The organism is Halococcus agarilyticus (genome assembly GCF_000334895.1).
Classification (GTDB): domain Archaea; phylum Halobacteriota; class Halobacteria; order Halobacteriales; family Halococcaceae; genus Halococcus; species Halococcus agarilyticus.
Genome location: NZ_BAFM01000004.1, coordinates 1 through 25,000, shown reverse-complemented (window position 1 = coordinate 25,000; position 25,000 = coordinate 1). Strand labels below are relative to the sequence as shown.

General features: G+C 66.4%; 26 protein-coding genes. 13 read left to right on the top strand and 13 right to left on the bottom strand.

The annotated features are described in order from the left end of the window. Positions 1 to 118: 118 nt before the first annotated feature. Complete coding sequence (gene menD, locus TX76_RS04275) at positions 119 to 1,981, bottom strand: 2-succinyl-5-enolpyruvyl-6-hydroxy-3-cyclohexene-1-carboxylic-acid synthase (protein WP_079890747.1); 1,863 nt, start codon at positions 1,979 to 1,981, stop codon at positions 119 to 121. After that, positions 1,978 to 3,321 carry an isochorismate synthase gene (locus TX76_RS04270; protein WP_079890753.1) on the bottom strand — a complete coding sequence of 448 codons (1,344 nt, stop codon included), beginning with the start codon at positions 3,319 to 3,321 and terminating at the stop codon, positions 1,978 to 1,980. Before TX76_RS04270 ends, menD begins: the two co-directional genes overlap by 4 nt. A gap of 250 nt (positions 3,322 to 3,571) precedes the next feature. Here TX76_RS04270 and TX76_RS04265 point away from each other — a divergent pair, with 250 nt between their 5' ends. Further along, the gene (locus TX76_RS04265) at positions 3,572 to 3,790 is read left to right on the top strand and encodes a DUF7120 family protein (RefSeq protein WP_049899461.1); all 219 of its coding nucleotides are present in this window, start codon (positions 3,572 to 3,574) and stop codon (positions 3,788 to 3,790) included. Positions 3,791 to 3,861: 71 nt separating this feature from the next. After that, positions 3,862 to 4,140, top strand: coding sequence for a UPF0058 family protein (locus tag TX76_RS04260; protein WP_049899459.1), 279 nt, complete (start codon positions 3,862 to 3,864; stop codon positions 4,138 to 4,140). A 270-nt stretch (positions 4,141 to 4,410) separates the two neighbouring features. Here TX76_RS04260 and TX76_RS04255 read toward each other — a convergent pair whose 3' ends face one another. Genes TX76_RS04255 through TX76_RS04245 form a run of 3 tightly spaced genes read right to left on the bottom strand, consistent with a single transcriptional unit; the run spans position 4,411 to position 5,897 of the window. Further along, entirely contained in the window at positions 4,411 to 5,010 is a 600-nt protein-coding gene (locus TX76_RS04255) for a flavin reductase family protein (RefSeq protein ID WP_049899457.1), read from the bottom strand. Next, on the bottom strand, positions 5,007 to 5,495 hold the full coding sequence (locus TX76_RS04250) for a VOC family protein (RefSeq protein ID WP_049899454.1): 489 nt from the start codon (positions 5,493 to 5,495) through the stop codon (positions 5,007 to 5,009). The genes TX76_RS04255 and TX76_RS04250 overlap by 4 nt, the downstream gene beginning before the upstream one ends. 30 nt (positions 5,496 to 5,525) lie before the next feature. Continuing rightward, a complete protein-coding gene (locus TX76_RS04245) occupies positions 5,526 to 5,897 on the bottom strand; it encodes a DoxX family protein (RefSeq protein ID WP_049899872.1) in 372 nt (123 codons plus the stop codon). 287 nt (positions 5,898 to 6,184) lie between these two features. On the opposite strand from TX76_RS04245, the gene TX76_RS04240 reads away from it, so the two are divergent. Then, positions 6,185 to 6,505 (top strand): winged helix-turn-helix transcriptional regulator, encoded by a 321-nt coding sequence (locus TX76_RS04240; protein WP_049899452.1) that lies wholly within the window; start codon positions 6,185 to 6,187, stop codon positions 6,503 to 6,505. 317 nt (positions 6,506 to 6,822) lie between these two features. On the opposite strand, the gene TX76_RS04235 is transcribed toward TX76_RS04240, so the two are convergent. Together TX76_RS04235 and TX76_RS17480 are read right to left on the bottom strand one after the other, a co-directional pair. Further along, a complete protein-coding gene (locus TX76_RS04235; protein ID WP_049899449.1) occupies positions 6,823 to 7,857 on the bottom strand; it encodes a tyrosine--tRNA ligase in 1,035 nt (344 codons plus the stop codon). Between the two features lie 516 nt (positions 7,858 to 8,373). Next, on the bottom strand, positions 8,374 to 8,517 hold the full coding sequence (locus TX76_RS17480) for a hypothetical protein (RefSeq protein WP_154018996.1): 144 nt from the start codon (positions 8,515 to 8,517) through the stop codon (positions 8,374 to 8,376). 104 nt (positions 8,518 to 8,621) lie between these two features. On the opposite strand from TX76_RS17480, the gene TX76_RS04230 reads away from it, so the two are divergent. From TX76_RS04230 to TX76_RS04200, 7 genes are all read left to right on the top strand, one after another. After that, the gene (locus TX76_RS04230) at positions 8,622 to 9,077 is read left to right on the top strand and encodes a universal stress protein (protein ID WP_049899447.1); all 456 of its coding nucleotides are present in this window, start codon (positions 8,622 to 8,624) and stop codon (positions 9,075 to 9,077) included. A gap of 203 nt (positions 9,078 to 9,280) precedes the next feature. Continuing rightward, on the top strand, positions 9,281 to 11,200 hold the full coding sequence (locus TX76_RS04225) for an ABC transporter substrate-binding protein (RefSeq protein WP_079890746.1): 1,920 nt from the start codon (positions 9,281 to 9,283) through the stop codon (positions 11,198 to 11,200). A 156-nt stretch (positions 11,201 to 11,356) separates the two neighbouring features. Beyond that, the gene (locus tag TX76_RS04220; RefSeq protein ID WP_049899445.1) at positions 11,357 to 12,358 is read left to right on the top strand and encodes an ABC transporter permease; all 1,002 of its coding nucleotides are present in this window, start codon (positions 11,357 to 11,359) and stop codon (positions 12,356 to 12,358) included. Then, the gene (locus TX76_RS04215) at positions 12,345 to 13,373 is read left to right on the top strand and encodes an ABC transporter permease (RefSeq protein WP_049899443.1); all 1,029 of its coding nucleotides are present in this window, start codon (positions 12,345 to 12,347) and stop codon (positions 13,371 to 13,373) included. The genes TX76_RS04220 and TX76_RS04215 overlap by 14 nt, the downstream gene beginning before the upstream one ends. Beyond that, positions 13,373 to 14,461, top strand: a complete 1,089-nt coding sequence (locus TX76_RS04210; RefSeq protein ID WP_049899440.1) for an ABC transporter ATP-binding protein — start codon at positions 13,373 to 13,375, stop codon at positions 14,459 to 14,461. Before TX76_RS04215 ends, TX76_RS04210 begins: the two co-directional genes overlap by 1 nt. Continuing rightward, positions 14,451 to 15,524, top strand: a complete 1,074-nt coding sequence (locus tag TX76_RS04205) for an oligopeptide/dipeptide ABC transporter ATP-binding protein (protein WP_049899438.1) — start codon at positions 14,451 to 14,453, stop codon at positions 15,522 to 15,524. Before TX76_RS04210 ends, TX76_RS04205 begins: the two co-directional genes overlap by 11 nt. A gap of 67 nt (positions 15,525 to 15,591) precedes the next feature. Continuing rightward, positions 15,592 to 15,825, top strand: a complete 234-nt coding sequence (locus tag TX76_RS04200) for a hypothetical protein (RefSeq protein WP_049899436.1) — start codon at positions 15,592 to 15,594, stop codon at positions 15,823 to 15,825. A gap of 2 nt (positions 15,826 to 15,827) precedes the next feature. Here the strand turns inward: TX76_RS04200 and TX76_RS04195 are convergent, their stop codons facing one another. Both TX76_RS04195 and TX76_RS04190 read right to left on the bottom strand, forming a co-directional pair. Further along, positions 15,828 to 16,739, bottom strand: coding sequence for a HEAT repeat domain-containing protein (locus TX76_RS04195; RefSeq protein ID WP_049899434.1), 912 nt, complete (start codon positions 16,737 to 16,739; stop codon positions 15,828 to 15,830). 96 nt (positions 16,740 to 16,835) lie between these two features. Next, positions 16,836 to 17,942, bottom strand: a complete 1,107-nt coding sequence (locus tag TX76_RS04190; RefSeq protein ID WP_049899432.1) for a Gfo/Idh/MocA family protein — start codon at positions 17,940 to 17,942, stop codon at positions 16,836 to 16,838. A gap of 139 nt (positions 17,943 to 18,081) precedes the next feature. Between TX76_RS04190 and TX76_RS04185 the strand changes: the two genes are divergently transcribed. Next, on the top strand, positions 18,082 to 19,098 hold the full coding sequence (locus TX76_RS04185; protein ID WP_049899430.1) for an NAD-dependent epimerase/dehydratase family protein: 1,017 nt from the start codon (positions 18,082 to 18,084) through the stop codon (positions 19,096 to 19,098). A 58-nt stretch (positions 19,099 to 19,156) separates the two neighbouring features. Here the strand turns inward: TX76_RS04185 and TX76_RS04180 are convergent, their stop codons facing one another. Beyond that, positions 19,157 to 19,888, bottom strand: coding sequence for a sugar phosphate isomerase/epimerase family protein (locus tag TX76_RS04180; protein ID WP_049899428.1), 732 nt, complete (start codon positions 19,886 to 19,888; stop codon positions 19,157 to 19,159). 77 nt (positions 19,889 to 19,965) lie between these two features. Continuing rightward, a complete protein-coding gene (locus TX76_RS04175) occupies positions 19,966 to 21,396 on the bottom strand; it encodes an aldehyde dehydrogenase family protein (RefSeq protein WP_049899426.1) in 1,431 nt (476 codons plus the stop codon). A gap of 201 nt (positions 21,397 to 21,597) precedes the next feature. On the opposite strand from TX76_RS04175, the gene TX76_RS04170 reads away from it, so the two are divergent. Both TX76_RS04170 and TX76_RS04165 read left to right on the top strand, forming a co-directional pair. Next, on the top strand, positions 21,598 to 22,662 hold the full coding sequence (locus TX76_RS04170) for a Gfo/Idh/MocA family protein (RefSeq protein WP_049899424.1): 1,065 nt from the start codon (positions 21,598 to 21,600) through the stop codon (positions 22,660 to 22,662). A gap of 54 nt (positions 22,663 to 22,716) precedes the next feature. Continuing rightward, positions 22,717 to 23,499 (top strand): IclR family transcriptional regulator, encoded by a 783-nt coding sequence (locus tag TX76_RS04165; RefSeq protein WP_049899423.1) that lies wholly within the window; start codon positions 22,717 to 22,719, stop codon positions 23,497 to 23,499. Between the two features lie 114 nt (positions 23,500 to 23,613). Here the strand turns inward: TX76_RS04165 and dgoD are convergent, their stop codons facing one another. Further along, positions 23,614 to 24,765, bottom strand: a complete 1,152-nt coding sequence (gene dgoD / locus TX76_RS04160) for a galactonate dehydratase (RefSeq protein WP_049899420.1) — start codon at positions 24,763 to 24,765, stop codon at positions 23,614 to 23,616. Between the two features lie 83 nt (positions 24,766 to 24,848). Beyond that, positions 24,849 to 25,000, bottom strand: a 152-nt coding sequence (locus TX76_RS04155) for a RidA family protein (RefSeq protein WP_267462357.1), incomplete at its 5' end; no start/stop codon positions are given.

Sequence of the window (25,000 nt, the reverse complement as noted above, 5' to 3'; positions counted from 1 at the left end):
CAGTTCACCCCGAGGAGCCTGCTGAGAACGCTCATGGCGCTCGATAGCGCCGTGCGAACGAAGGTCTATCGATCCACGGGCCTCACGGATACGGGTCGCCGACAGTCCCAACCGAACCTCACTCGTCGATCGCGTCGCACGCCCGCCCGTGGACGGTCTCGCGGAACGCATGGCTCGTCCCGGCATCGAACGCGACCTCGATGACCTGGGTTCCCGTCGAGCCGAGCGATGCCTGATAGGCGTCCCGGAACGCCGCACGGTCGTCGGCTCGAACGAACTCGAAGCCGTACAGCTCGGCGGTCGGCGCGAAATCGAGGCCGTGTGGTGTCTCGAACTGCTCGGTGAACGGCGGATCGAACTCGGCGATCGGCAGCATGCGGAAGATCCCGCCGCCATCGTTGTTGATCAGCACGACCGTGGCGTCGGCATCACACCGCGAAAGCGCGAGCAGGCCGTTCATGTCGTGGTAGTAGGCGAGGTCGCCGAGGACGCACACGAGCGGGTCGTCGGTCGCGCTCCCCGCACCGAGTCCCGTGGAGACGATCCCGTCGATACCGCTCGCACCGCGGTTGCCGAGCACGGTGAGGGCGGCGTCACGGGGCCGCCCGAACCGATCCGCGTCGCGGACGGTCATCGAGTTCGAGACGAACACCGTCGCGGGGTCGGGTGCGTTCGCGATCACGTCTCCCGGAACCGTGCCCTCGAAGAACTGGTCGTCGTGTGCCGTCTCGACTGCGTTCCAATAGTTCGCCTCGGCCGTCCGAAACCGTTCGCGCCAGGTGTCGCTCGCGGACGAGTCGGTCCGCCCCGCGCGCTCCGCGAGTTCGAGCGCGAGTCGGTTCGGGTCGGCGATCACGAGGTCGCTCGCGGTGAAGGTGGCCTCACGCCACTCGCCAGCGGGGTCGACGACGAACTGGCGCGTCCCCGACTCTCGAACGGCATCGCGGAGGTAGTTTCTGAGGACCTTCGAGGTGGGCGACGCGCCGACCCGGAGGGCGACCTCGGGAGCGGGCCAGTTGTCGACCGCGCGCGCGTCGAGATAGGAGTCGTAGCCGCCACACACGGGGACATCGAGATCGGCGAGATGCGAACCGTACCGGAGCCCAGAGAGCGGATCGGCGAGCACCGGAAAGCCGGTCGCGCTGGCGAGGGCAGCGACCGCCGCCGGATCGAGCGTCGTGCTCGGACCGGCGACGACGAGGCCACGCTCGACCCCGAGTGCCTCGTGAACCCGTTCTACACTCTGATCGTCGAGTTCGGGTCGTCCGGATTCGGTCCGGACGAACGGCCCGTCGCGGCCCGTCGCGGCGAGCGGTTCGTCGTCCTCGAACCCGTCCGGCACGTCGCCCGACACGGCAATGGGTTCGAGCGGCTTCCGGAACGGGAAGTTGAGATGCACGGGACCGGGCGGCGTCCCAGTGCTGGCCGCGAGCGCACGGCCCGCATCGACCCGGAGCGAGCGGAGCTTTCGGCCGTCGGCCGCGGGTTCGGGGAGATCACGGTAGAACCGGACCGCCGAGCCGTACAGTTTCTCCTGGTCCACGGTCTGGTTCGCGCCGCTGTCGCGGAGTTCGGGCGGCCGATCGGCGGTCAGGACGAGCAGCGGAACGCGCGCCTGGTTCGCCTCGATCACCGCGGGGTGGAAGTTCGCCGTCGCAGTTCCCGAGGTCGAGAGCACTGGCGTGACCTCGCCGGTGCGCTTCGCCCGTCCGAGCGCGAAGAAGGCCGCCGAGCGCTCGTCGAGGTGGGAGAAAACCTCGATGTCGGGGTGGTCGGCGAACGCCACGGTGAGCGGCGTCGAGCGGCTGCCCGGCGCGATACAGACCGCCGAGACCCCCCCTTTTGCGAGTTCGCCGACGAACACCTCGGCCCAGAGCGTGTTGCGGTTCGGCCAGTTCGAACCGTCGTCCGACTCGCCGCCACGTCCACTTCCCTCGCGCCGGTCGCGTCCGTTTCGCCCGTCGCGCTCGCTTCCGGTCATTCGTGTTCGAGCTCGTCGAGCACGGGCCGGAACTTCGGTCCGAGTTCGGCCCACTCCTCGTCGGGGTCGGAGTCGGCGACGATGCCGTTGCCGGCGTAGAGCCTGGCACGACGACCGCCGGCGACCGCCGACCGGATCCCGACCGCGAACTCGCCGTCGCCCCTGGCGTCGAACCACCCCATCGGCGCGGCGTACCACCCGCGGTCGAACGACTCGGTCTCGTGGATGATCTCGCGCGCGCGCTCGGGCGGCAGCCCGCCGACCGCGGGCGTCGGATGAAGCGCCTCGACCACGTCAAGGACGTGTGCGTCGCCGTCGAGCGTCGCGGTGATCGGCGTGCGGAGGTGCTGGATGTTCGCGAACTTCCGGACGCCGCGCTCGCCGACTCGCACCCCTCCGAGCGGCGCGAGTCGTTCGCGGATGGCGTCGACCACGACCCCCTGCTCGTGGCGGATCTTCTCGCTGGTTTCGAGCGACCGGGCGAGTTCGGCGTCCTCTTCGGGAGTGTCGCCGCGCGCGACCGACCCCGCGAGCGCCTCGGTTTCGATCTCCCGACCGTCCATCTTCACGAGCCGTTCGGGTGGCGGACCGAAGAAGCCGGCCTCGTCGGTGGGCTGGACGAGGAATCGATAGCACTCGGGGTAGGTCCGCCGGAGGCGTTCGAGCGTGCCAGGCACGTCGACCGGCGATGCGAGATCGACGTCGAGCGCGGTCGCGAGCACCACCTTCCGGAGATCACCCCGCCGGATCCGTTCGACGCACTCCGCGACGCCCGCGGTCCACTCGGCCTTCGAGGTCGTCCGCCGGGTGGCGGCCACACCAGGGGGCCCGCCGCTCGGGCGCATCATCGGCAGATCGACGACCGTGTCGTGGGCGGCGTCGAGGTCGGTCGCGACCGTCGTCGGGTCGGCGTCCGGTCCGGCCGCCGCGACCGTGAGCCAGGTCCGGTCGTCGGCCCGGGTGAGCTGAACGCGTGGAACGACGAACAGCGCCCCAGGGAACCCGGTCCAGGGCGGCGCGGGGTCGTGTGCGGCGTCGAACGCGAACCCGCCGATAGCCCGCGGGCGCGCCGCGGGCGGCCCGTCGGCGTCGACGTCGGCGAACAGCGCCGCCGCGGCCTCACGGAGCGTGTCGAACCGATCGGTCCCGCCCGCCGTGAGCGTGGCCGCCGCCTCGCTCCCGACCAGTTCGAACCCGTCGGGCGTCGCCCACGACACGTTGGGGACCGGCTGGCTCGCGAGAAACGCCGGAAAGGACAGGTCGGAAACCTCGCGCGTTCGACTCACCAGTCGTCCGCCGGCAGCGTTCGTCGGTCGGCCGTCGTCCCCTGCCTGTTCCATTGTCCGACGTTCGGGTGGGAGGGCCTTGAGCGTGTCCTTCCGCCGCCCTCGCACGGTTTCGTCCGCCGTCCGTCCCGATCGAGCGCTCGCCGCCGACGCCACCACGGCAACGTCCCGAGAGAGTCAGGTCGGCGACCTGTCGCCGGTCGATCGAAACAATTGTTTCCGCTTATCGAGATGGTTTTTTCCGCGAACGAACCGATCTTCCCGTCAGAGTTAAATACCCTTCTGTCGAAGCACGGTCACTCCGATGCCCAAGGTAGAGATCACGATTCCGGAACAGCTCGAAATGCGGATCGCTCGGATGGTCGAAGAGGGCGAGTTCCTCAACCGCGAGGAAGCGATCGAAGAGCTGCTTTCGGCCGGCATGCGCGCGTACCAGGCGAGTGGGCCCTCCGACGAGGACGAGGAACCGGGCGGCCTCGAAGACGACGGCATGATGGGTCACGAGGACGAGTACGTTTTCTGAACTCCCGCGAGTGGGGTACGTGACCACGCTTGGGACAACGATTAAACCGAGCCCAGTCGTACAAGAGGGTAATGCACAAAGACGAACTGCTCGAACTCCACGAGCAGATGGTGCTGATCACCGAGTACGTTCAGGACCGCGAAGAGGTCGATCCCGGACTGTTCGACGAGTACGCCGAACTCGACATCAGCCCCGACGACGTCCACAAATCGAAGAGTGAACACAAACACGCCGTGTTCGTCCTCGGCAACGCACTCGCGGAGGCGATGAGCGACGACGAGTTCTCCGACGCCGGCCGGATCGGCAAGCGGATGCGCGAGCTCGCCGACGATACGGAACAGAAGCTCTAAAACCCACTTTTTTACACGGGGTCCTCGGCTCGCTTCGCTCGCCTCGAACCCCGTCCAAAAACCTGGACTAAAAACACCCGCGAACGCCGACGGCGTTCGCGGCGAACCGCACGAGCGAAGCGAGTGCGGATGCGACGCTTTCAGCGACCGCACCGCGACGCACAGCACCGTCCGAGCCCTCGCTCACTTCGTTCGCTCGCCCTCGATCCACCAGGCCCGCTACCGCACCGCCACCGCAACCACACAGCAACCGCAACTGCAACGCACCACCTACTCCGGGCGCTCCATCCGGAACCGACCGTCGGTCCGACAGTAATAACTTCCCGAGAGCCGGCCGATCGCGTCGAGTTTCTCCACATCGAGCTTCCCGTCGGTCGTCACATCGTCGTCGAGATACACCGAGACGACCTCACCCAGAACCATCGTATTCGAGCCGACGTCGATCGACTCGTAGAGCTCGCACTCGAAGGCGACTTCAGCCGCAGCGACCCGCGGCGGCGCGACCGCTTCGGAGGCTGCGCGTTCGAGACCCGCGTGCTCGAACTCGCTTTCTTCCGGTGGGAGCGTCGCGCTCGTCTCGTTCATCGCCTCGGCGAGCGGTTCGGTGACGACGTTGACGACGAACTCCTCGGTATCGAGCGCGTTGCGCGCCGAATCCGAGAGTCCTTCCGGACGGTCCGATCGGTCGGTCGGCGCGAACATCACGACCGGCGGCGACGTACTGACGACGTTGAAAAACGAGTACGGCGCGAGGTTTTCGACACCCTCGGCGGAGAGCGAACTCACCCACGCGATCGGCCGCGGGATCACCGCGCCCGCGAGCGTGCGGTACAGCGAGCCGTCGAGTGCGTCGGGATCGATGCGGGTCACGCTGTCGGGCCGCCCCGTTCGTTCGGCGGATCGATCTCCTCGCTGCCCGGCTCCGCCTCGTCGACGGTGAACCCCGGACCGGCCGTGGCGATCTCGAACACCAGGCCGTCGGGATCGTTGAAGTAGATACTCTTGAAGTACGTGCGATCGCGAACCCGTGACACGCGAACGTCGTGGTCCATGAGGTGCTCGCGCCACTCCCGGAGCGTGTCCTCGTCCTCGACGCCGATGGCGAAGTGGTGGGATGCCCCCGGGCCGGGCTGGCCCTGCGAGTTCGGATACTCGAAGTACGTCACCGTCATCCCGGGTTCACCCTCGGGCGTCGCCGAGAAGTAGTAGTGTGGCGTGCCGGGGTCGTCGTAGTTCTCGGTCATTTTGACGGTGTGGAACCCGAGCACCTCCTCGTAGAACGCCTGGGTTCGTTCCATATCGGTGCAGATGTTCGTCACGTGGTGCAGGCCGGTGGTGGGTGGTGTGTCTGGCATGTATCGGAAAATTCGGAGTGGCTTTGCGAGCTATTCGTCGGCGGGACCGCGTGCGAGGAAGAACAGTGCGCCGCCGAGGAGCGCGGTGTTCTTCAGGAAGTGGATCACCTGCTGTTCGCGCTCGGCCTCCTCGCGGTTCCAGAAGTCGTGCATCGTGGGCGTCACGCCGACGAGGAAGGCCGCGATCGCACCGGCGGACAGCCGTGGGAGACGGCCGAGAATGACTCCGAGGCTCCCGGCGAGGAGCATGCCGCTCGAAAGGGGCACGAGTCGGTCGGCTTTGGGAACACCGTTCGACTCGGCGTACGCAGCGTTCCCTTCGATGTCCCGAAGGTTGTCGATCGCGGTGAACGCGAGCACGCCGCCGAACAGCGCGCGCCCGAGCGTCGAGAGTCGTCCCATCAGGCGCTCACCGTCCCGTGAGCCGGCGATCGATTCGCGATCCGTCGTGGGCGAGTAGTGGTCGGTATCACTTCGATACCGGGTACGCCACGGGGACGTATATCCCTTCCCGGTCACGGACGTAACGGGGTGACATCGATGCTATCGGTGAATCGAGCGACGCAGCGATACAACCGCATTCGGAGGGTATCGGTGTGAACCGATCAACGAGCCAGTATCACGACGTTACCTACTTCGAACCCGAACCTATATTCGCTCGCGGACACGTGTGTAAGCGGGTATCACCGATGTCATCCCAGCAACCACGCCACGGCGAGGAGGCCTGCGCCGTCGTGGACTCGCTCGACCAGATCGGATCGCAGTGGCGCTTAGTGGTGCTCCACGACCTTCAGGACGGTGAGAAGCGGTTCAACGAACTCAAACGCTCGACCGACGCGAGTTCGCGCACCCTCTCACGCGTGCTCGACGACCTCCAGGCGGCGGACCTCGTGAGCCGCCGGATCGAGGAGGACGCCCCGATCGCCACGTACTACCGACTCACCGGAAAGGGCGAGGCGCTCTGTCCCGTCTTCGACGAGATCGAGGCGTGGGCCGACGACTGGCTCTAACACCCACCTTTTTACTTCGTCCCCATTCGCTCACTTCGTTCGCTCAGGGTCCTCGCAAAAATGTGGATCAAAAACGGCCACTCACTCGCGCTTCGCGCTCGTTCGTGGTGAACCGCGCTCGCTGCGCTCGCGCGGATGCAACCGTTTCCCACAGCCGCACAGCACCGCCGAAGCCCTCGGCGCGCGCTCACTCCGTTCGCTGCTCGCTCCGCTCGCGCGCCTCGCCCTTCATCCGCCAGGAACTGCGACCGCCACGCCACCGCATTGCAACCGCCGCACCGCGGCCACCCGCTGCCGCACCGCAACCGCCGCGCCAATCAGTCGTACTTCTCGGGGTACGCCTCGGCCAGCAGCTCGGACCGGTCGGCGAACCGCTGGCGAATCGGATCGATCGCCGATGAGATGGATTCGGCAGCGGCGTTTTTGAGGTCCTGGGGGTGGAGTTCCCCGCTCACGAAGTCCGCTTCGAGGTCGTCGTAGCCCTCGTAGACGAGATCGCCGCCGTACTCCTCGGGGCGCTCGATGCGGAAGACCTCGCCGCGTTGATCGAGAATCGGAAAGACGAGGTACTCGACGTATTCGAGCACGCCGTTGTCCTCGACCTCGCTCTGCGGGCAGTACGCGCCCTGGAGCTTCTCGGCCACGGTATCGGAGTCGTCGGTGAGGTTGACCTTCGACCCCTCGTCGGAGGCGCTCATCTTCCCACCCGCAAGGCCCGACAGGAGGGGAGCGAACACACAGACCGGCGGGTCCTCGTCGCGGTCGTCGAACAGTTCGCGGCTGAGCATGTAGATGCCGCGCTGGTCGATCCCACCGTACGCGATGTCGGCGTCGAGTGCGTCGACGTCTAAGGTCTGCATCAGCGGGTAGAGCAACCCGCCGAGGTTGGGGTTCTCCGCCTGACGCACCACCTCGCTGCCGGCGCGCTGGACCCGCGAGATCGTGGTGTCGGCCGCCATCCGGAGGAGGTCGAGCGAGTAGTCGGCATCGAGTTCGAATTCGCGCCCGCGCACGAATTCGATGTCGTCGGGATCGGCCCCGGCCGCCTCGACCATCCCTTCGATCGCCTCGCGGTAGTACGCGGAGCGCGCGTCGAGCAGGTCGAACGGGCTCTTCTCGTCGTCGAGGTGGGCGTGGAGATCCGCGATCAGCACCGTGACGTCGAGATCGGCGCGGAGGAAGTCGGCGAGCTTGCGGATCGTGGTGAAGTGACCGATATGCATCTCGCCGGTCGGCGCGTAGCCGATGTACACGGTCGGATCGTCGTCGGCCAGCAGTCCGTCGAGCTCCTCGTCGGTGACGACCTCGGCCGTGTTCCGCGCCACGAGCCGCTTTCGCTCCGCGTGGTCCATACGCTCCCTGCCCCGTGCGCGCGGTTAAGCGATTCCCTTCGTGGCCTGGCGCGGTGACCGGGAGGAAACCACCGGTCGTTCGGTGACCGCGACAGCTTCGCTCCTCTGCAGTGGAGTCGGCCGTACCGCCGATCAGAACTGGAAACTCGTCTCCGATCTCGGCTCCGTATTCGGCGGAGAGTGCCTGAAATTCGCCTTCAACCACATTCGGCCCGTAATTTCGACCACGAACGAATGCCATCGGCGACTAGCATCATATAGAAGATCGACAAAATAGATTAGATCGGATCGAACCAATAGACCGAACTACGCAGCTACAGAACAACGCACGTTCGGGCCAGAAAGACAGAGAAGAGATCTATGTGCCCCCTCCGACCGTTGCCATCGGTTCGAGCAAAAAATATATTGTATTTCGTTCTCCAAGTTCAAAGTGACGATCACGACCACGAACGCAGTACGAGACGCTGAGTCTTTACTTATAACGTCTTTCACTCAGAAGCGTTAACATTATTGACGTCATGCTCCGTCCGGAACCGTCCCGAACGACGACACGGAATCGTCCACCGTGACGCGGTACGTGTCGCTTTCGACGACGTGGCCTTCGCCTGGCCCATCGAACTCGGCGTTCGCCGCGAGGATCGACGAGATGTTCCAGGTCATCCAGTCGACGATGGCGACGCACTTCCTGTCGTCCGTCCGCCGCAGGTCCGGTGTTTCGAGCCGCCCCGGTGGCTTTATGAGGGTGTATCGGGAGTGGGTGACACATGGAACGTGGCCTGGTGGTCGCCGAACGAACCGACGCACACCGCGATCTCCTTCGGGAGGCCGGGGAGCACGCGAGCGGGGCCGACGCCGAACTCGTGCTCCTGCGGGTGATGACCGAGGCGGAGTACGAGGCCGACGCCGAGACGCTCGCGTCGATCGGCTCGGTCGAGAACGTCAGCTACGACAGTCGGGCGGTCCTCGACGCCGCCGCGAACGACCTCCGGGAGATGGGGCGCGAGGTCCTGCCGACGGGTATCGATGTCGAGACCGTCGCCAGGGCGACCGACGAGGACGACATCGACACCGCCGTCCTCGATACCGCAGCCGACCGCGACTGTGATCACGTCTTCGTCCTCGGTCGTCGTCGCTCGCCCGCTGGCAAGGCACTGTTCGGCGACGTCGCCCAGCGGATCGTGCTCGATTTCGACGGGTACGTTACGCTGAGCGCCGGCTGAGACGCGACCGGGGCGCTCCCGGTTCGTGGTCGTGGCTCCGTTTCCGGTGCTCGACGTGTGCGCCACCGCCCTCCGTGTCGAACCCGGTTCTCGAACGCCGACGGATTCCCGGGCGGGAAGACGCTCTTCGGGTCCACTCGGGGGTATAGAACATGTTTTACCACAACACTTATGCCGAATCGTGCCAGGAGTGTGAGTGGACCATGGCAGACGACGCCAATAGTTACAGCGACGTAGTGAGCCGACGCCGGTTCATCGAGATCACCGGCATCTCCGGTGCCGCCGCACTCGCGGGCTGTTCGGGCGGCGGCGGAAGCAACAACGATAGCGGGGGCGGTGGTGCGGGGACCGAAGGCGGTAGCGGCGGCGATACTGGGACCGAAGGCGGCAGCGGTGGCAACGGTACCGAAAGCACTGACGGCGGCGACGGTGGCAACGAGAGCGGTGGTGGTAGTGGTCAGGTGTACGACGCACAGCATCTCACCTACACCAACCAACAGCCGTCGAACATCCAGTGGAACTCCAGCAACACGTCGGGTCTCGCCCAGATCTCGGACGATCTGCTGTTCGATCACTTCGCCAAGTACAACTTCGCACGGAGCGAGTTCGTGCCGTACGCCATCTCGGAGTGGAACTACGGCGGCGACACGTTCGAGATGACGATCCGCGACGGTCTCACATGGTCGAACGGCGACGACGTGACGTCGGCCGACATCGTCACCCAGCTCCGACTCGGATTGAGTCTCGGTCTCGGGTTCGCGGACTACACCGAATCCATCGAGTCGGTCGACGACAGCACCGTCAGGATGAACTTCAGCTCGGAGGTCAACCAGCAAATCGTGCAGTTTCAGGTGCTGAGCGGGAACTGGGTCAACCAGCCCGAAAGCGTCTTCGGCAAGTTCCTCGATCAGATCGATCAGAACGAAGAGGAGGGACTCCGGAGTCTCCAGGAGTTCTCGTGGACCGAGCCGATCGCCAGCGGCCCGTGGTCGCTCGGTGGCACCAGTCAGCAGCAGATACTCCTCGAACGGCGCGACGATCACCCGGACTCGGGCAACGTCAATTTCAGCGAGTACGCCTGTCGGTTCCTCGATGGGAACCAGGCGGCCCAGCAGGCGCTGATCAACCAGCAGATCGACTCGGTGTTCTCCCTGTTCACCCCGCCGCGGATCGTGGATCAGATGCCCGACGCGATCCAGCAGGTCCAGACGCCGGCGGCGTTCGGCTTCGGCCTGGTTCCGAACCACGACCACCAGCACGCCGGCGACCGTGCCGTGCGCCAGGCGATCCAGCACGTCATCAATCGACAGCAGGTCGTCAACAACGTCTCGAAACCCTCGAAGCAGGCGACGCCGATCCCGACCGGAATTACGCCCGACACCCTCGAACAGTATCTCGGTGACGCGATGGACGACTTCGAGAGCTACGGGATGGACAGTTCCCAGACAGACAAGGCCACGCAGGTTCTCGAGGAGGCCGGCTACTCGAAATCGGGCGGGACGTGGCAGGACTCCGAGGGCAACACGGTCAGCCTTCCGGTCATGGTGCCGGCGGGGTGGAGCGACTGGAACACTGCCGCCCAGACCGTCGCCGACCAGCTCACCTCCTTCGGCTTCGAGAGCGCCATCGACGCACGCCAGTTCGGCACGCTGCTCGGGAGCACGTGGCCGAACGGCGACTTCGTGCTCACTGCGGGCGGCTGGCTCGACGGCGCGCCGTCCGGGGCGTACCCCTACTTCTCGCTGCGCCATCAGCTGGTGTTCAACGACCGCGGCTACGGCTACAACTACCCGGCCGCCAATCAGGAACGGGGTGGCTCGAACGCGGACATCACCGTCCCCGCGCGGGGCGGTTCGGGCGAGATGACGGTCAATCCGGCCGACCGGATCGGCGAGCTCTCACAGGCCACCGAGGAGTCCACGATCGACGAGATCACTGTCGAGCAGGCGTGGGTCGCCAACCAGGACCTGCCGATGATCCCGGTGATGGAGAAGCTCGAACAGACGTTCCTCACCGGCGGTAGCGAGTGGAACATTCCCGAGGAGGGTGCCGAAGTCTCGCAGGTTCGGTGGGCCAACACGTGGCTCCCCCGGCAGGGCGAGATGCAGTACGCTGGCAACTGAGCCGGTACCGGCAACCGACCACAATCCATATTGCGGATTAGCTGTATCGCGTTACACATGGTCATGGAACGACCCACACCGGACCGTACGTCGAGTTCGGCACCCGAACGGGTGTCGTCGATCGAGGACACGAACCCAACACACACCACCTGACCCATGAACTACTACGTAGAACGCACGCTGCGGGCCATCGTGACGGTATGGCTCGTCATCACGCTCACCTTCGGCATGATCCGGCTGCTCCCCGGCGGGCCGCTGGTACAGCTCCGCGCGGAGCTGAGCCGGCAGGGGTACTCGGCCTCACGAATCAACGCCCTCATCGAGAACTACCAGAACGTCCAACCGGATCAGCCGCTGTACGTCCAGTACTTCGATTACGTCACGTCGCTCCTCCAGGGCGATCTCGGCCAGTCGATCACGAACCCCAACTCGGTCGCGTCGATCATCGGGGACGCGCTTCCGTGGACGATGTTCCTCATGATAACGTCGGTGATCCTCATCTTCGCCATCGCCGTCGTCTGGGGGGCAGTCATGGCCTACCGGGAAGGCTCCACGTTCGACATGGCATCGAGCAGTGCGTCGATCCTCCTCGGGTCGATGCCGTTTTACGTGCTCGCCATCGGCCTCGTCGTCCTCTTTTCGTACAAGTTCCAAGTTCTGCCGGCTCGGTATCGGACGAGTCCCGGGGTCGAAGCCGGGCTCTCGATCGAGTTCGTCGTGGACGCGCTCCGCCACGCGGCGCTGCCGATCGCGTCGCTGGTCATCACTGGCGCGGGACTCCAGGCGCTCGCGATGCGGGGCAACTCCATCTCGGTGCTCGGCGAGGACTACGTCCGGGTCGCCCGGCTGCGTGGTCTCTCCGATCGGCGTATCTCGACGCGATACGTCGCACGCAACGCCATCCTCCCGATGTACACCGGCTTCCTGACCCTCATCGGGTTTTACTTCGGCGGCTCGCCGATCCTGGAGGAGGTGTTCACCTACCCCGGGATCGGCTACTACCTGTTCCAGGCGCTCGAAAACCGGGATTACCCCCTGATGATGGGGATCTTCCTCGTCATCACGATCGCGCTGGTGCTCTCGGTGTACATCGCCGACCTCACGTACGGCAAGATCGATCCGCGGATCGAATCGGGTGAGTCCAGTGAAGCCTACTGAGTCCGAATCCGTGAGCGGCGAGTTCTCGTTCGAGACGACCAGTTCCGACGTCGAGGTGACGTGGGGCGAGCGCCTCCGTGATTTCTACGGGGAGTTCGTCTACAAGCCCGGCGTCGTCGCGTGGAACGATCGCCGAACCAAGATCGGCGGGGCGATCCTCGGGATCTACGTCCTGATGGCGATCGCGTCGCTGTTCTATCGCCAGCCGACGTCGAATCAGGCGGCTCGGGGCCTTCGCCCGTTCGAGGTGTGGAGTGCGCCGCTCGGATCGACCGGGGCGGGCGAGGACGTCCTCGCGATGGTGATCCACGCCACCCCCTCGATGCTGATCATGATCGCCACCGGTGGGGTGTTCGCCACCGGCGTTGCCGTGATGATCGGGACCGTCGCCGGCTACAAGGGTGGCGTCGTGGATCGGGGACTGACCTCCTTCTCGGACGTGGTGATGTCGATCCCGGGTCTCCCGCTGGTGATGGTGCTCGCAGTCGTGTTCGAGCCGACCAACCCCGCCCTCATCGGCGTGCTGATCACGATCAACTACTGGGCCGGGCTCGCCCGGGCGATCCGGTCACAGGTGCTCACGCTCCGTGAGAACTCCTACGTCGAGGCCTCGCGGACGATGGGCGCGAGCACCTCGCGGATCCTGTTCAAGGACATCATCCCGAACCTGATGCCGTACGTGCTGGTGAACTTCGCGAACGCCGCCCGCTACGTCGTGTTCACCTCGGTCGGGCTGTACTACCTCGGCATCCTCCCGACGTCGGTCGCGAACTGGGGGCTCCAGCTCAACAACGCCTACAAGCAGGCCGGGGCGCTGGTCGGGACCGGCGCGCTCTACCAGCTGATCGTCCCGATGCTCGCGATCATGGGGATCGCGCTCGCGCTCATCCTGCTGTCCCAGGGGCTCGATCGGGTGTTCAACCCTCGGGTCCGGACGCGGCTCGCGGGCAAGTCCGAATCCACCGCCGGCGAAATCGACGACGAAACGACCGCGAGCAACGAGGTGATGACCTGATGTCGATGGAACGAACTCAGCAACGCGACACCATCGGTGCGTCCGATCCGATCATCCGGATGAACGACGCGTCGGTGACCTACGACGACGGGGAATCGTACGTTCTGGACGGCGTCTCGCTCGAGATCGAGCGGGGCGAGATCCTCGGGATCGTCGGCGAGAGCGGCTCCGGGAAGTCGATGCTCGCCTCGGCGATGCTCGACGCGGTGCCGAACCCCGGACTGCTCTCGGGCGAGATCGTCTACCGGCCGAGCGACGGGACCGAGACCGACGTCCTCGAACTCTCCCAGTCGGAGCTCCGCTCGATGCGGTGGGAGGAGATCTCGATGGTGTTTCAGGGCGCGATGAGCTCGTTCAACCCCACGATGAAAATTCGGGGTCACTTCAAGGAGACGCTCGATGCCCACGACGCGAACGAGGGGGCGGGGATGGAGCGGGCGCGCGAGCTGCTCTCGGATCTCTACCTCGATCCCGACCGCGTGCTCGACTCGTACCCCCACGAGCTCTCGGGCGGGATGACCCAGCGCGCGCTGATCGCACTCAGTCTCGTGCTCGATCCCGACCTGCTGGTGATGGACGAGCCGACCGCCGCGCTCGATCTCCTGATGCAGCGTTCGATCCTTCAGCTTCTCGGAGGACTGCGCGAGAAGTACGACCTCACGATGGTCTTTATCACCCACGACCTGCCGCTGGTCGCGGCGCTCGCCGACCGGCTCGCGGTGATGTACGCGTTCAAGCTGGTCGAGATCGCCGACACCCGCGAGATGATCGAGGGCGCGGGCCACCCCTACACCCGCGCACTCCTGAACTCGACGCCGAACCTCGACGCACCCCTGGAGGAGATGCGGCCGATCGACGGCAAGAGCCCGGCCCCGATCAACCTCCCGAGCGGCTGTGCGTACCATCCACGATGCCCGCTCGCGACCGATCGGTGTCGCGAGGAGGTCCCCGGCTATCACGAGGTCTCCGAGGGCCACGGCGCGGCGTGTTTCCACTGGGAGGAAGCGATCGAGGAAATTCCGCTGAACTACGCCGACTCGCTCGGCGATACCGCGGCGACCGGGGGAGGTGCCGCCGATGAGCAGTAACGACGACACCACCGGGTCGGAGCCGGTACTCTCGCTGTCCGACGTGGAGGTCCACTTCGAGAACCGGCCCGGTCTGTTCGACTTCGGCGGCGAGACTCAAACGGTGCGGGCCGTCGACGGCGTGAGCTTCGACCTCGAAGAACGCGACGTGCTCTCGCTGGTCGGCGAGTCGGGCTGTGGGAAGACCACGCTCGGGAAGACCTCGATCGGGCTCCAGCGCCCGACCGGCGGCAGCGTGAAGTATCGCGGTCACGATATCTGGAAGGTCCGCGACGGCAAGAGCGACGCCGACATCACGTGGGACGAGATCCGCCAGTCGCTCCAGATCATCCACCAGGACCCCGGGAGCTCGCTCAATCCGAACCGCCGGCTGATCTCGATCCTCTCGGAGCCGCTCCGGCTGACGGGCGCGGACCTGAGCCGGGGGGAGCGCCGCGAGCGCATCTACGCGCTCCTCGAACACGTCGGAATGACGCCGGCCGCCGATTTCGCCGATCGCTACCCTCACGAGCTCTCGGGCGGCGAGAAACAGCGGGTCGCGCTGTGTCGCGCCCTCCTGATGAACCCCGACGTGATCCTCGCCGACGAGGCGATCAGCGCGCTCGACGTCTCGTTGCGGGTGGAGATGATGGATCTCATGCTCGACCTCCAGGACGAGTTCGATACCTCCTACGTGTTCATCAGCCACGATCTCTCGAACGCGCGCTACTTCACCCAGCACGGCGACGGCAAGATCGGGGTGATGTATCTCGGCGAACTCGCCGAGATCGGTCCCGCCGAGGACATGGTAAACGACCCTCACCACCCATACACCAACGTGTTGCGGTGGGCGACGCCGGACCTCTCGCTCCGGGAGGCGGGCGAACCGCCGATGCGGAAGATCGACATCCCGGATCCGGTGAACCCGCCGTCGGGCTGTCGGTTCCACACCCGGTGTCCGGAGGCACGTGAAGCGTGCCGTCAGGAATCGCCGCCGGATTATCAGCACGACGGCCAGCGGGTGGCGTGCTTCCGCGAGGACGACGACCACGAGTACTGGGACAGCCCGGAACTCACCGACTGACTGCCGAGCCTTCCGGAATCGACCCGTGGGCGAAGCTTCTTTGAACCGGGCCCCGAACGTGGCGAGTATGTCGTGGCGTGACGAGTTCTGGACGCTGGTTTACGAATCACGGGAGTACTTCCGATTGCTCTGGGCGTTTCTGGTGTTGATGGCGTTGCTGAGTGCGATCACGTTCGCGTTCGGACAGCCCGGAACCGAGTCGCGCACGATCGCGTACGTCAATCTCGTCCTGATCGTCGGGCTGGGAGCGGTCGCGATCGGACTGTACTGGTACGCCGCGCGCCGCCAGCGCGAGCCCTGATCTCAGGCGTCGCGATCGAGCCAGTCGGCGGTGTCGGCGGCGAGCGCACGGAGGTCCTCGTCGGCCTCCTCATCGTTCGCAACCTCGCGGAGCGGCCCGACCGCCTCGTCGTCCCCGACGAACCCGAGCGCAGCCACCGCGCTCGCCCTCGCGGTCTCGTCGTGGCCGTCGAGACACGCACACAGCGGCTCGACTGCCGCAGTCGCGGCGTCGGGGTGGTCCTCGGCGACGTTCGCGATCGCGTCGGCACTCGTCGCGACCAGCAGGGTGTCGTCGCCGTCGAGGAGGTCGACGAGTTCCGGAACGTGTTCGACCACCGCGTCGCTGTCGGCCTCGGCGACCGCCACGACGACGTTCGCCGCGACCGCCCGCGCGGCGAGCTGTCGCTTCCGTCCCTCCTCGCCGATGGCACGGTATTGCTCGAACGTCGAGAGACCGCCCATCGGTGGCTCTTCGAGTTCCTCGACGAGATCCGTGATCTCGCCGTCGAGCGTTGCGAGGAGGTCGTCGAGTTCGGTCGCGAACCACTCGGGGTGCTCGGCCGCGAGCGGACGGACGACGCGTGCGGCGAACGTCCGCACCAGCGGGAGATCGTGGTCGAGGAGATCGACGAGGGCTGGCACTCCGTCGGCGAGTTCGGCGGGTCGTTCGTCGGCGACGAGCGCGAGCGCCGTGAGGCTCTCCTTCAGAACGACCGAGTGATCCTCCGCGAGCCGATCGAGGAGCGTCGGCACCAGCGCCACCACTACATCGGGATCCTGGTTCGCGAGCGTACCGGCGATCTTGGCGGCGTGTGTCCGAACGAGGTTCTCCTCGTCGGTGAGCGCGGCCCGGACGTGTTCGATGTCGACATCCGCCGGCGTGATCTCGTCGGGGTCGAGTTCGCGAATATCGTCCGCGGTAGCGTGTGTCATTGCCACGAACGGCGGCGGCGAGCGGCATATGCGTAACGGTCGGTGATCTCGTCGATGGAACGACTGATGAACGTGAAACGACCGCACTGTGACGGGTTACGTCTCGTCGTCGTCCATTCCCGACGGCGAGAGTGCGCCCGAATCCACCATCGCTTCGAGCGGACTGTCGTCGACGTCGAGCGGGAGGTCGACTCGCCCCCGCCGACGGACCGACTCGTAGCCACCGAAGAGGATCTCCGCGGTGTTGAGGCCGATCCGACCGGCGAGCTGTGACTCCTCGCCGGTCCGGAGCGCGTCGATCACGTCGCCGATCGAGCGATCGTGGAACCGCGAGCCGAACCGATCGCCGTCGTCGGCCGTTGCGTGCATCGTCTCGCCGCCGACGTCGATCGCCTCCCGCCGGCCATCCCGTTCGAGTTCGAGCATCGGATCGTCGTCGACGTCGATCCGGAGCGTCCCGTCGGTCCCCCGAAGCACGATCGCGGCGTCGGTCAGCGACGCGCCCGCGCCGGTCGAGAGCACGCCGTGGACGCCGTTGTCGTAGCGCCACTGGGCGAACATCTGGTTCTCCTGGTGGGCACCGAACCGGACGTCCTCCTCGCGATAGTCGAGCTGGGCGATGACCCACTCGGCCGGTCGGTCGTCGTTGAACATCCCCGCGAGATCGACGGTGTGTGCGCCGGTGTCGAAGAAGTCGCCCCACCCGATCTCGATCCGGCGGAGCGCACCGATCTCGCCGGCGTCGAGCAGCCGGTCGGCCTCGGTGAACGGCCGGCCGAACCGGCGCTGACGATTGAACGTGAGCTGGACGTCCCGCCGCCAACAGGTCTGAACCATCCGCTCGGCGCTCGGCCACGAGAGCGCCATCGGTTTCTCGCAGTGGACGGCGTCGACGACCCCGCTGCGCGCACAGTCCACGACGACCTGCTCGTGGATCGCGGGCGGCACGGTGACACTGACGACGTCGGGCTCGACCGCGGCGAGCATGTCCTCGTAGTCCGCGTAGATCCCGTCCTCGCCGAGATCGAACGTCTCGGCGAACGCGTTGGCATTCTCGGGAACGAGGTCGGCGCAGGCGACGAGCCGGCAGTCCTCGTTGTTCCGATACGCCTCGGCGTGTCGATACCCCATCGCGAACCCCTCGACCGTGGGGTTTCGCGGATCCGGGCCAGTACCGATAATGGCGACCCTGTGTTGGTCCATCTCGTTTGCGGACAGCGGGGACCAGCAGTATAGTGCTTTCGCTCGATCGATGCGGACGGTGTGGGCCGACGATCGCTATCGATGGAGACGATCTCGATACCGTCGGGACGTTTATCCGAACCACGACCGAGGTCGGCACATGCACGTCCTCGTCATCGGCGGCACGGGACTGATCAGTACGGGAATCACCCGCCAGCTCGTCGACACCGGACACGACGTGACGGTGTACAACCGTGGCCGCACCGACGCCGACCTCCCGCCGGGCGTCGCACACGTCACCGGCGACCGAACCGACTACGACCGCTTCGAGGAACAGATGGCGGACCTCGACGTCGATCGCGTGATCGACATGGTGGCCTTCGAGCCAGCGGACGTCGAATCCACGATCCGTGCGTTCGCGGGCGAGATCGAGCAGTACGTCTTCTGCAGCACGATCGACGTCTATCACCGTCCGGTTGCGGACATGCCGATCGTCGAGTCAGCGGCACGCAGTCCCGCGGTCAGCGAGTACGGAGCCGACAAGGCCGCCTGCGAGGATCGGCTGTTCGAAGCCCACAGCGACCGTGGGTTCCCGGCGACGGTGCTCCGACCGTGGCACACCTACGGCGAGGGCGGAACGCTGATCCACACGCTCGGCGACGGGACCGCCTACATCGACCGGCTCCGCGAGGGAAAACCGATCGTGGTCCACGGCGACGGCACGTCGATCTGGGGGCCGTGTCACCGCGACGACGTCGCGGGCGCGTTCGTCGGGGCGCTCGACAACCGGGCGGCGATCGGCGAGGCCTACCACGTGACGTGCGAACGGCCGATGACGTGGAATCAGTACCACCGCCGCGCGGCCGACGCGCTCGACGCGCCCGCCCCCGATCTCGTCCATATCCCGACCGACGCGCTCACTGCGGCGGTCCCCGACCGGACCGGCGGTCTCGAGGATCATCTCCGGTTCAGCACGGTGTTCGACACGGCGAAGGCTCGCCGTGATCTCGGGTTCGAGCAGACGATCAGTTGGGAAGAAGGCGTCCGCCGCACCGTCGATTGGCTCGCCGAGCGCGACCGGATCGACGACGCCGAAAGCGACCCCGAATACGATCGGGTGGTCGCGGCGTGGCGCGACGCCGAGGCGTCGTTCGTCGGCGCACTCGACAGCTCGTAAGTGCTGCGTCGAATCGTTGTGGTCCCTAGCCGCTACACCGAAAGCACACTCCTGTTCCTCAGAACCGTTCCAGCACGTCCGCGCCGTGGACGACCGACGCCATCTGATCGTCGGGGTCGTCGTGCTCGTAGATCGCCCACTCGACGTCGTGCTCCCGAGCTGCTGCCGCACAGGCTGCTACGTCGAGTACGCCGTCGCCGACTTCGACCGGCGAGCCCGACTCGTCGGCGTCGGAGACGTGGATGAGTGACACGCGGTCCGCCCACCGATCGAGGACGGCAACGGGGTCCGCACCCCCCACCGTGGTCCAGCCGCAGTCGAGTTCGAAGCCGAGCGGCTCCTCGGTGGCTTCCGCGAGATGCTCGAACGCCGGCCGGCCGTTCACCTCGGCGAACTCGTGATCGTGGTTGTGATAGGACAGCGCCATCCCGTGATCGTCGACCGTCTCGGCCACCGTCATCAGCCGATCCGCGGTCTCCTCGATAGCGGCCTCGTTCTCGAAGCACTCGGGATCGAGCCACGGCACCACGAGGTGCTCACACCCGAGCGACCGGTAGAACTCGACGGTATCGTCGGCGTTGTCTTCGAGAGCGTCGATCCCGACGTGGCCCGCGACCGATTCGAGACCCGTCTCGTCGAGCGTGGTCCGGACGGCGTCGGCGTCCGCATCGCCGATCCGGTTTGCGTACTCGACGCCCTCGAACCCCGCGTCGTCGACCCGAGCGAGCAGTTCGTCGAGCGGTTCGTCGAGCGCGCGCAGCGTGTACAGTTGGATGGCCGATCGTGCCATACCCCGTGATCTCGGGTCGGCGGTAAAACGGTTTCTCCTGGCAGGTCCGGTCGACGGACTGTCTCGAAGCCGTGTCTTCAGAGCACGATGCTCTTGTACCGGACGAACCCCTCGATGCTCGTCCCGATCCCCTCGCGGCCGATTCCCGAACTCTCGTTCCCGCCGAACGGGATGTCGCCGAGGCCGTGCGAGGGGGCACCGTTGATCCGGACCCCGCCGGCGTCGATCCGCTCGGCGACCCGGAGCGCGCGATCGTACTCGGTCGTGAACACGCAGCCGTCGAGCGCGAGGTCGGTTCCGTTGGCGATCTCGATGGCGTGATCCTCGTCGGCGAACGTCGTCACCGGGATCACGGGCCCGAACTGCTCCTCGGCGACGAGGCGTGCGCTCTCCGGAACACGGCCGAGTAGCGTGGGCTCGAACTCTCGTCCACTGCGCCCGCCGCCGCGAACGATCTCGGCACCCCGATCGACCGCGTCGGTGACGAGTTCCTCGACCCAATCGGCCTGATCGTCGCTGATGAGCGGTCCGAGCGCCGTTTCCTCGTCGAAGAGATCGCCCGTCGAGTAGGCGTCCATCTCGCTCTCGATCCGCTCCGTGAGGTCGTCGTGGATCGACTCGTGGACCAGCACGCGGCTGATCGCCGAACACCGCTGGCCGGCGTACTTGAGCCCGCCCTTCGCACACGCCGCGGCGGCTTCGTCGAGGTCGGCGTCGGGGAAAACCACGGCGGGCGCGTTGCCCCCGAGCTCCATGTGGAGGTTCACGATGCCGCTCTGGCGCGCGACGTGCTCGCCCGCGCCCGAGGAACCGGTCATCGCGATCGCGTCGATCTGGTCCGAGCCGGCGAGCACGTCGCCGATCGAACTTCCGTGTCCGGGAACGAAGTTGAACCCGCCCGCCGGAACGTCGGTCGAGGCGATGACGTCGGTCAGGACGGCGGCGCTCACGGGGGTCTTGCTCGCGGGCTTGAGCACGACGCTGTTGCCGGCGGCGAGCGCGGGCGCGACCTGAAGCGCGGTCGTCGAGAGCGGGTAGTTGTACGGCGTGATACAGAGCACGGTCCCGCGGGGCTCGGGTTTGACGATCGCCTCCCACCCCTCGTGGCCCGCGGTCGTCCCCGGACGGAACTCCCCGTCCAGTCCCCGTGCCTCCTCGACGGCGCGCTCGAAGCGCTCGGCGGCCGACTCGACCTCGCCCCGGGCGCTCGACACCGGTTTGCCCGCCTCGCGAACGATCACGTCCGCGAGCTCGTCCTTCCGGTCGCGCAGCTCCGTGGCGATGGCTTCGAGCCACGCCACCCGCTCGGGGATCGTCGACGCGGCCATCGCGGTCTGTGCGTTCTCGGCCGCGTCGAGCGCGGCCTCGGCCTGGAGCGGGCCCGCGGCGGCGATCCGACCGAACACGCCGCCCTCCGCGAGATCATCGACCTCGATCACGCCGTCGCCGCTCTCCCACTCCCCGTCGATGTAGGGGCGTTCGTCGTGGGCCGTTGATGTGGTGGCCATGCACACAGGTTGGGGCCGTGTCGGTAAAAGATTTACTTTGGGCCGAATAAATGCCGTGGCACCTGGCTGACTCGTTGCAATGCTTTGATCCGGATGTCGTGGTAGGTATGTGGCCGTGAAACTCGATCGTTTGATATTGGGAAACGATTTCGAGGTCCGATCGGTCGAAAGCGGTATCACACTCGCTCCGGAGGGACAACTATGACCGAGGACACGCTCGAAATCGGGGTCGCGGGGCTCGGGACCTACGGTCTCCTCCGGGCGAAAATCCTCGCCGAGTTCGGCCACACCGTCTACGGTTCGGACGCGAGCCCGGACGCCCGCGAGGAGTTCGAGCGCCGCGTCGGCACCGCGGTGTTCGAACGCCCCGCCGAACTCTTCGAACGCGATCTCGACGGCGTTCTCGTCACGACGCCGAACAAGTTCCACGAGCCGGTCGCCACGGCGGCGATGGAGCGCGGGTTCGACGTGTTCGTCGAGAAGCCGCTGGCCCACACCCTCGAAAGCGCCGAACGGATCGCCGCAACCGCGCGTGAAACGGGCTGTCTCTGCATGGTCGGCTTCCAGAGTCGATTTTTGAACGTCTGTAAGGTCCTCAAGTGGTACATCGACGAGGGATACCTTGGGGAGATCAGACACGTTCAGGCAGCGTACATCCGGCGGCGTGGGGTGCCGGGTCGCGGGTCGTGGTACACCTCCTCGGAGATCGCCGGCGGCGGCGCGGTGATCGACATCGGCATTCACCTGATCGACCTCCTTCACCACTTCCTCGACGCGCCGGTGATCGACGACGTCGCCGCCACGACCCGTCAGGACTTCGGCCACCGCGAGTCCTACGCCTACCTCGACATGTGGGGTGAGGACGCCGACGCGAACATGTTCGACGTCGAGGACTCGGCGTCGGGGTTCTTGACCTACGAGGACGGAACCACCGCGACGCTCGAAGTCGCGTGGGCGGCCAACGCCGAGTCGGTGCACAGATACCAGCTCTACGGCACCGAGGGTGGCGCGGTACTCGACATCACCGACCGCCTCGACGATATGGCCGAGGTCGACCAGAGCCTTCGATTTTACGGCGCGAACACGGGCGGCATGGACCACTATCTCGACGCTTCGGTCACGGTGAACTCGAACGACCCGTACCGGGAGCAGTTGCGCGCGTTCACGACGGCGATCACCGAGGACGCCCCGCCGTCGGTGAACACCACCGAACAGGCGCTCGCCGTCCAGCAGGTCGTCGACCGTATCTACGCCGAAAACGAGTGAGCCCCGGCCCGCGACGAGGGCCGAATATTTATATCGACACGCACAACCCCCGACATGACCCCGGACGCCGACGGCGCGAAGACGATCAACTCGGTCGACAACGCGGTTCGCATCCTCGACGAGCTCCTCGCCCGGGAGACCGCAGGGGTCACGGAGTTGGGCGACGCGGTGGGTCTCTCGAAGGCTACCGTCCATCACTACTTGACGACCCTCCGGCGACACGGCTTCGTCCAGCAGGTCGACGGGACCTACCGCCTCGGCCTCCGACCGCTCTCGTACGGTGGCGCGGCCCGCGAGCGCGAGGCGGTGTTTCAGTCCGGAAAGGAGGGCGTCGACAGGCTCGCGGCCACCACCGGCGAGACCGCCCGACTCGTCGTCGAGCGCAACGGGTACGCCGTCACGCTGTATCAGTCCTCGGAACGTCCCCACGAGGAGATCCCGACCACGCTCGGCACGCGCGAGCATCTCCACAGCACCGCCGCGGGGAAGGCGATGCTCGCCGCCCTCGACGACTCGTATCTCGATGCGTTCCTCGAACGGGGAGCGTTGACGCGACACACTCGAAACACCATCGTGGACCCGGCGACTCTGCGCGCAGAGATAGCCGACGTCCGTTCGCGAGGAATTGCGTTTGACGATAACGAACAGTTCGAGGGCGTCCGGTGTGTCTCGACCGCCCTCGTCACCGACGCCGGAGGTCTCCTCGGCGCGCTCAGCGTGAGCAGTTCCACCGCGGACCTCTCGGACGAAGCCTTCGAGGAGGAGTTCCCCCAAGCTCTCCAAAACGTCGCCGGCGTCATCGAGATCAACACCGCCTACCGCGGGTGGGTCGAATGACGCCACGCGATCGGTGGCGAACCCGTTCCCCACGACCGGTCAGCGGAACGCTCGTCGAAGATATCCGGTGGGCCATCCAGTAGATCCGTCCCAACGCCGACACGATCCTCGCGGTCACCAGTCCGCGATGCTGCCGTCCTCGTGCCGCCAGATCGGATTGTGCCAGTCGGTCTCCATCGCGGATTTCTCCGCGACCACTGACTCGTCGATCTCGATACCCAGTCCGGGCTCGTCGAGCGTGTCGAGATAGCCGTCGTCGAACACGAACGGCGACTCCCCCGCGAGGTACTCGTGGGCGGGCCCCCGCGCGTCCGAGTGGACGTCGAACCCGTGATCCTGAACGAGGAAGTTCGGGACGTGGGTCACGACCTGGAGCGAGGACGCGAGCGCGATCGGCCCGAGCGGGCAGTTGGGCGCGACCGCGACGTCGTGGGTCTCGGCGGCGCTCGCCAGCCGCCGCATCTCGGAGATGCCGCCGGCGTGGGAGACGTCGGGCTGGATCACGTCGATCGCGCCGTCCTCGAACACCGGCTGGTAGTCCCACCGTGAGTAGAGCCGTTCACCCGCGGCGAGCGGGGTGCCCGCCTGGTTCGCGATCACGGGGAGGTGTTCGAGGTTCTCCGGCAGCACCGGCTCCTCGACGAACAGCAGGTCGAACTCGGTCAGCCGGCGGGTCAGCGTCTTCGCCATCGACTTCGAGACCCGACCCCGACAATCGACCGCCATGTCGACCGCGTCGTCGACCTCGCTCCGGACGTGCTCGATCCGCGAGACGATCCCCTCCAGCACCTCGCGCCCCTCGACGTGACGGGTCTGGTTGGTCGCGTCCATCTTCAAGGCGGTGTAGCCGGCCTCCGCGAGCCGGGTCGCCTCGCTCGCCACGTCGCCGGGCCGATCCCCGCCGATCCACTTGTAGACGCGAATCTTCTCCCGGCTCTTGCCCCCGAGCAGGTCGTACACCGGGGCCTCGTAGTGGCGGCCCTTGATGTCCCAGAGCGCCTGGTCGATCCCCGCGATCGCGCTCATGAGGATCGGACCGCCGCGATAGAACCCGCCGCGGTACATCGCCTGCCAGTGGTCCTCGATCCGGAGCGGGTCCTTGCCGACGAGATAGCTGTCGAACAGCTCCTCGACCGCCGTTCGCACCGTCTTCGCCCGCCCCTCCACGATCGGCTCGCCCCAGCCGACCAGCCCGGTGCTCGTCTCGATCTTGAGGAAGAGCCAGCGCGGCGGGACTTCGTACAGGTCGTAGCCGGTGATTTGCATACCGGTACGAGCCGGTCGTACAGTATTAATCCCCTGGGTACGCGAACCGCGCCTTCGCCGTGGGCGACGGTCCCGCGCGGCCGTCAGTCCGACTCGCCGGTTTCGGGGACCGTTGCCACCGCTTCGATCTCGACGTCGATATCCACGGGGAGTTTCACCACCTCGAACGCGCTGCGCGCGGGGTACGGCTCCGTGAGGAGGTCGCCGTAGACCTCGTTGACCGCGTCGTAGTAGC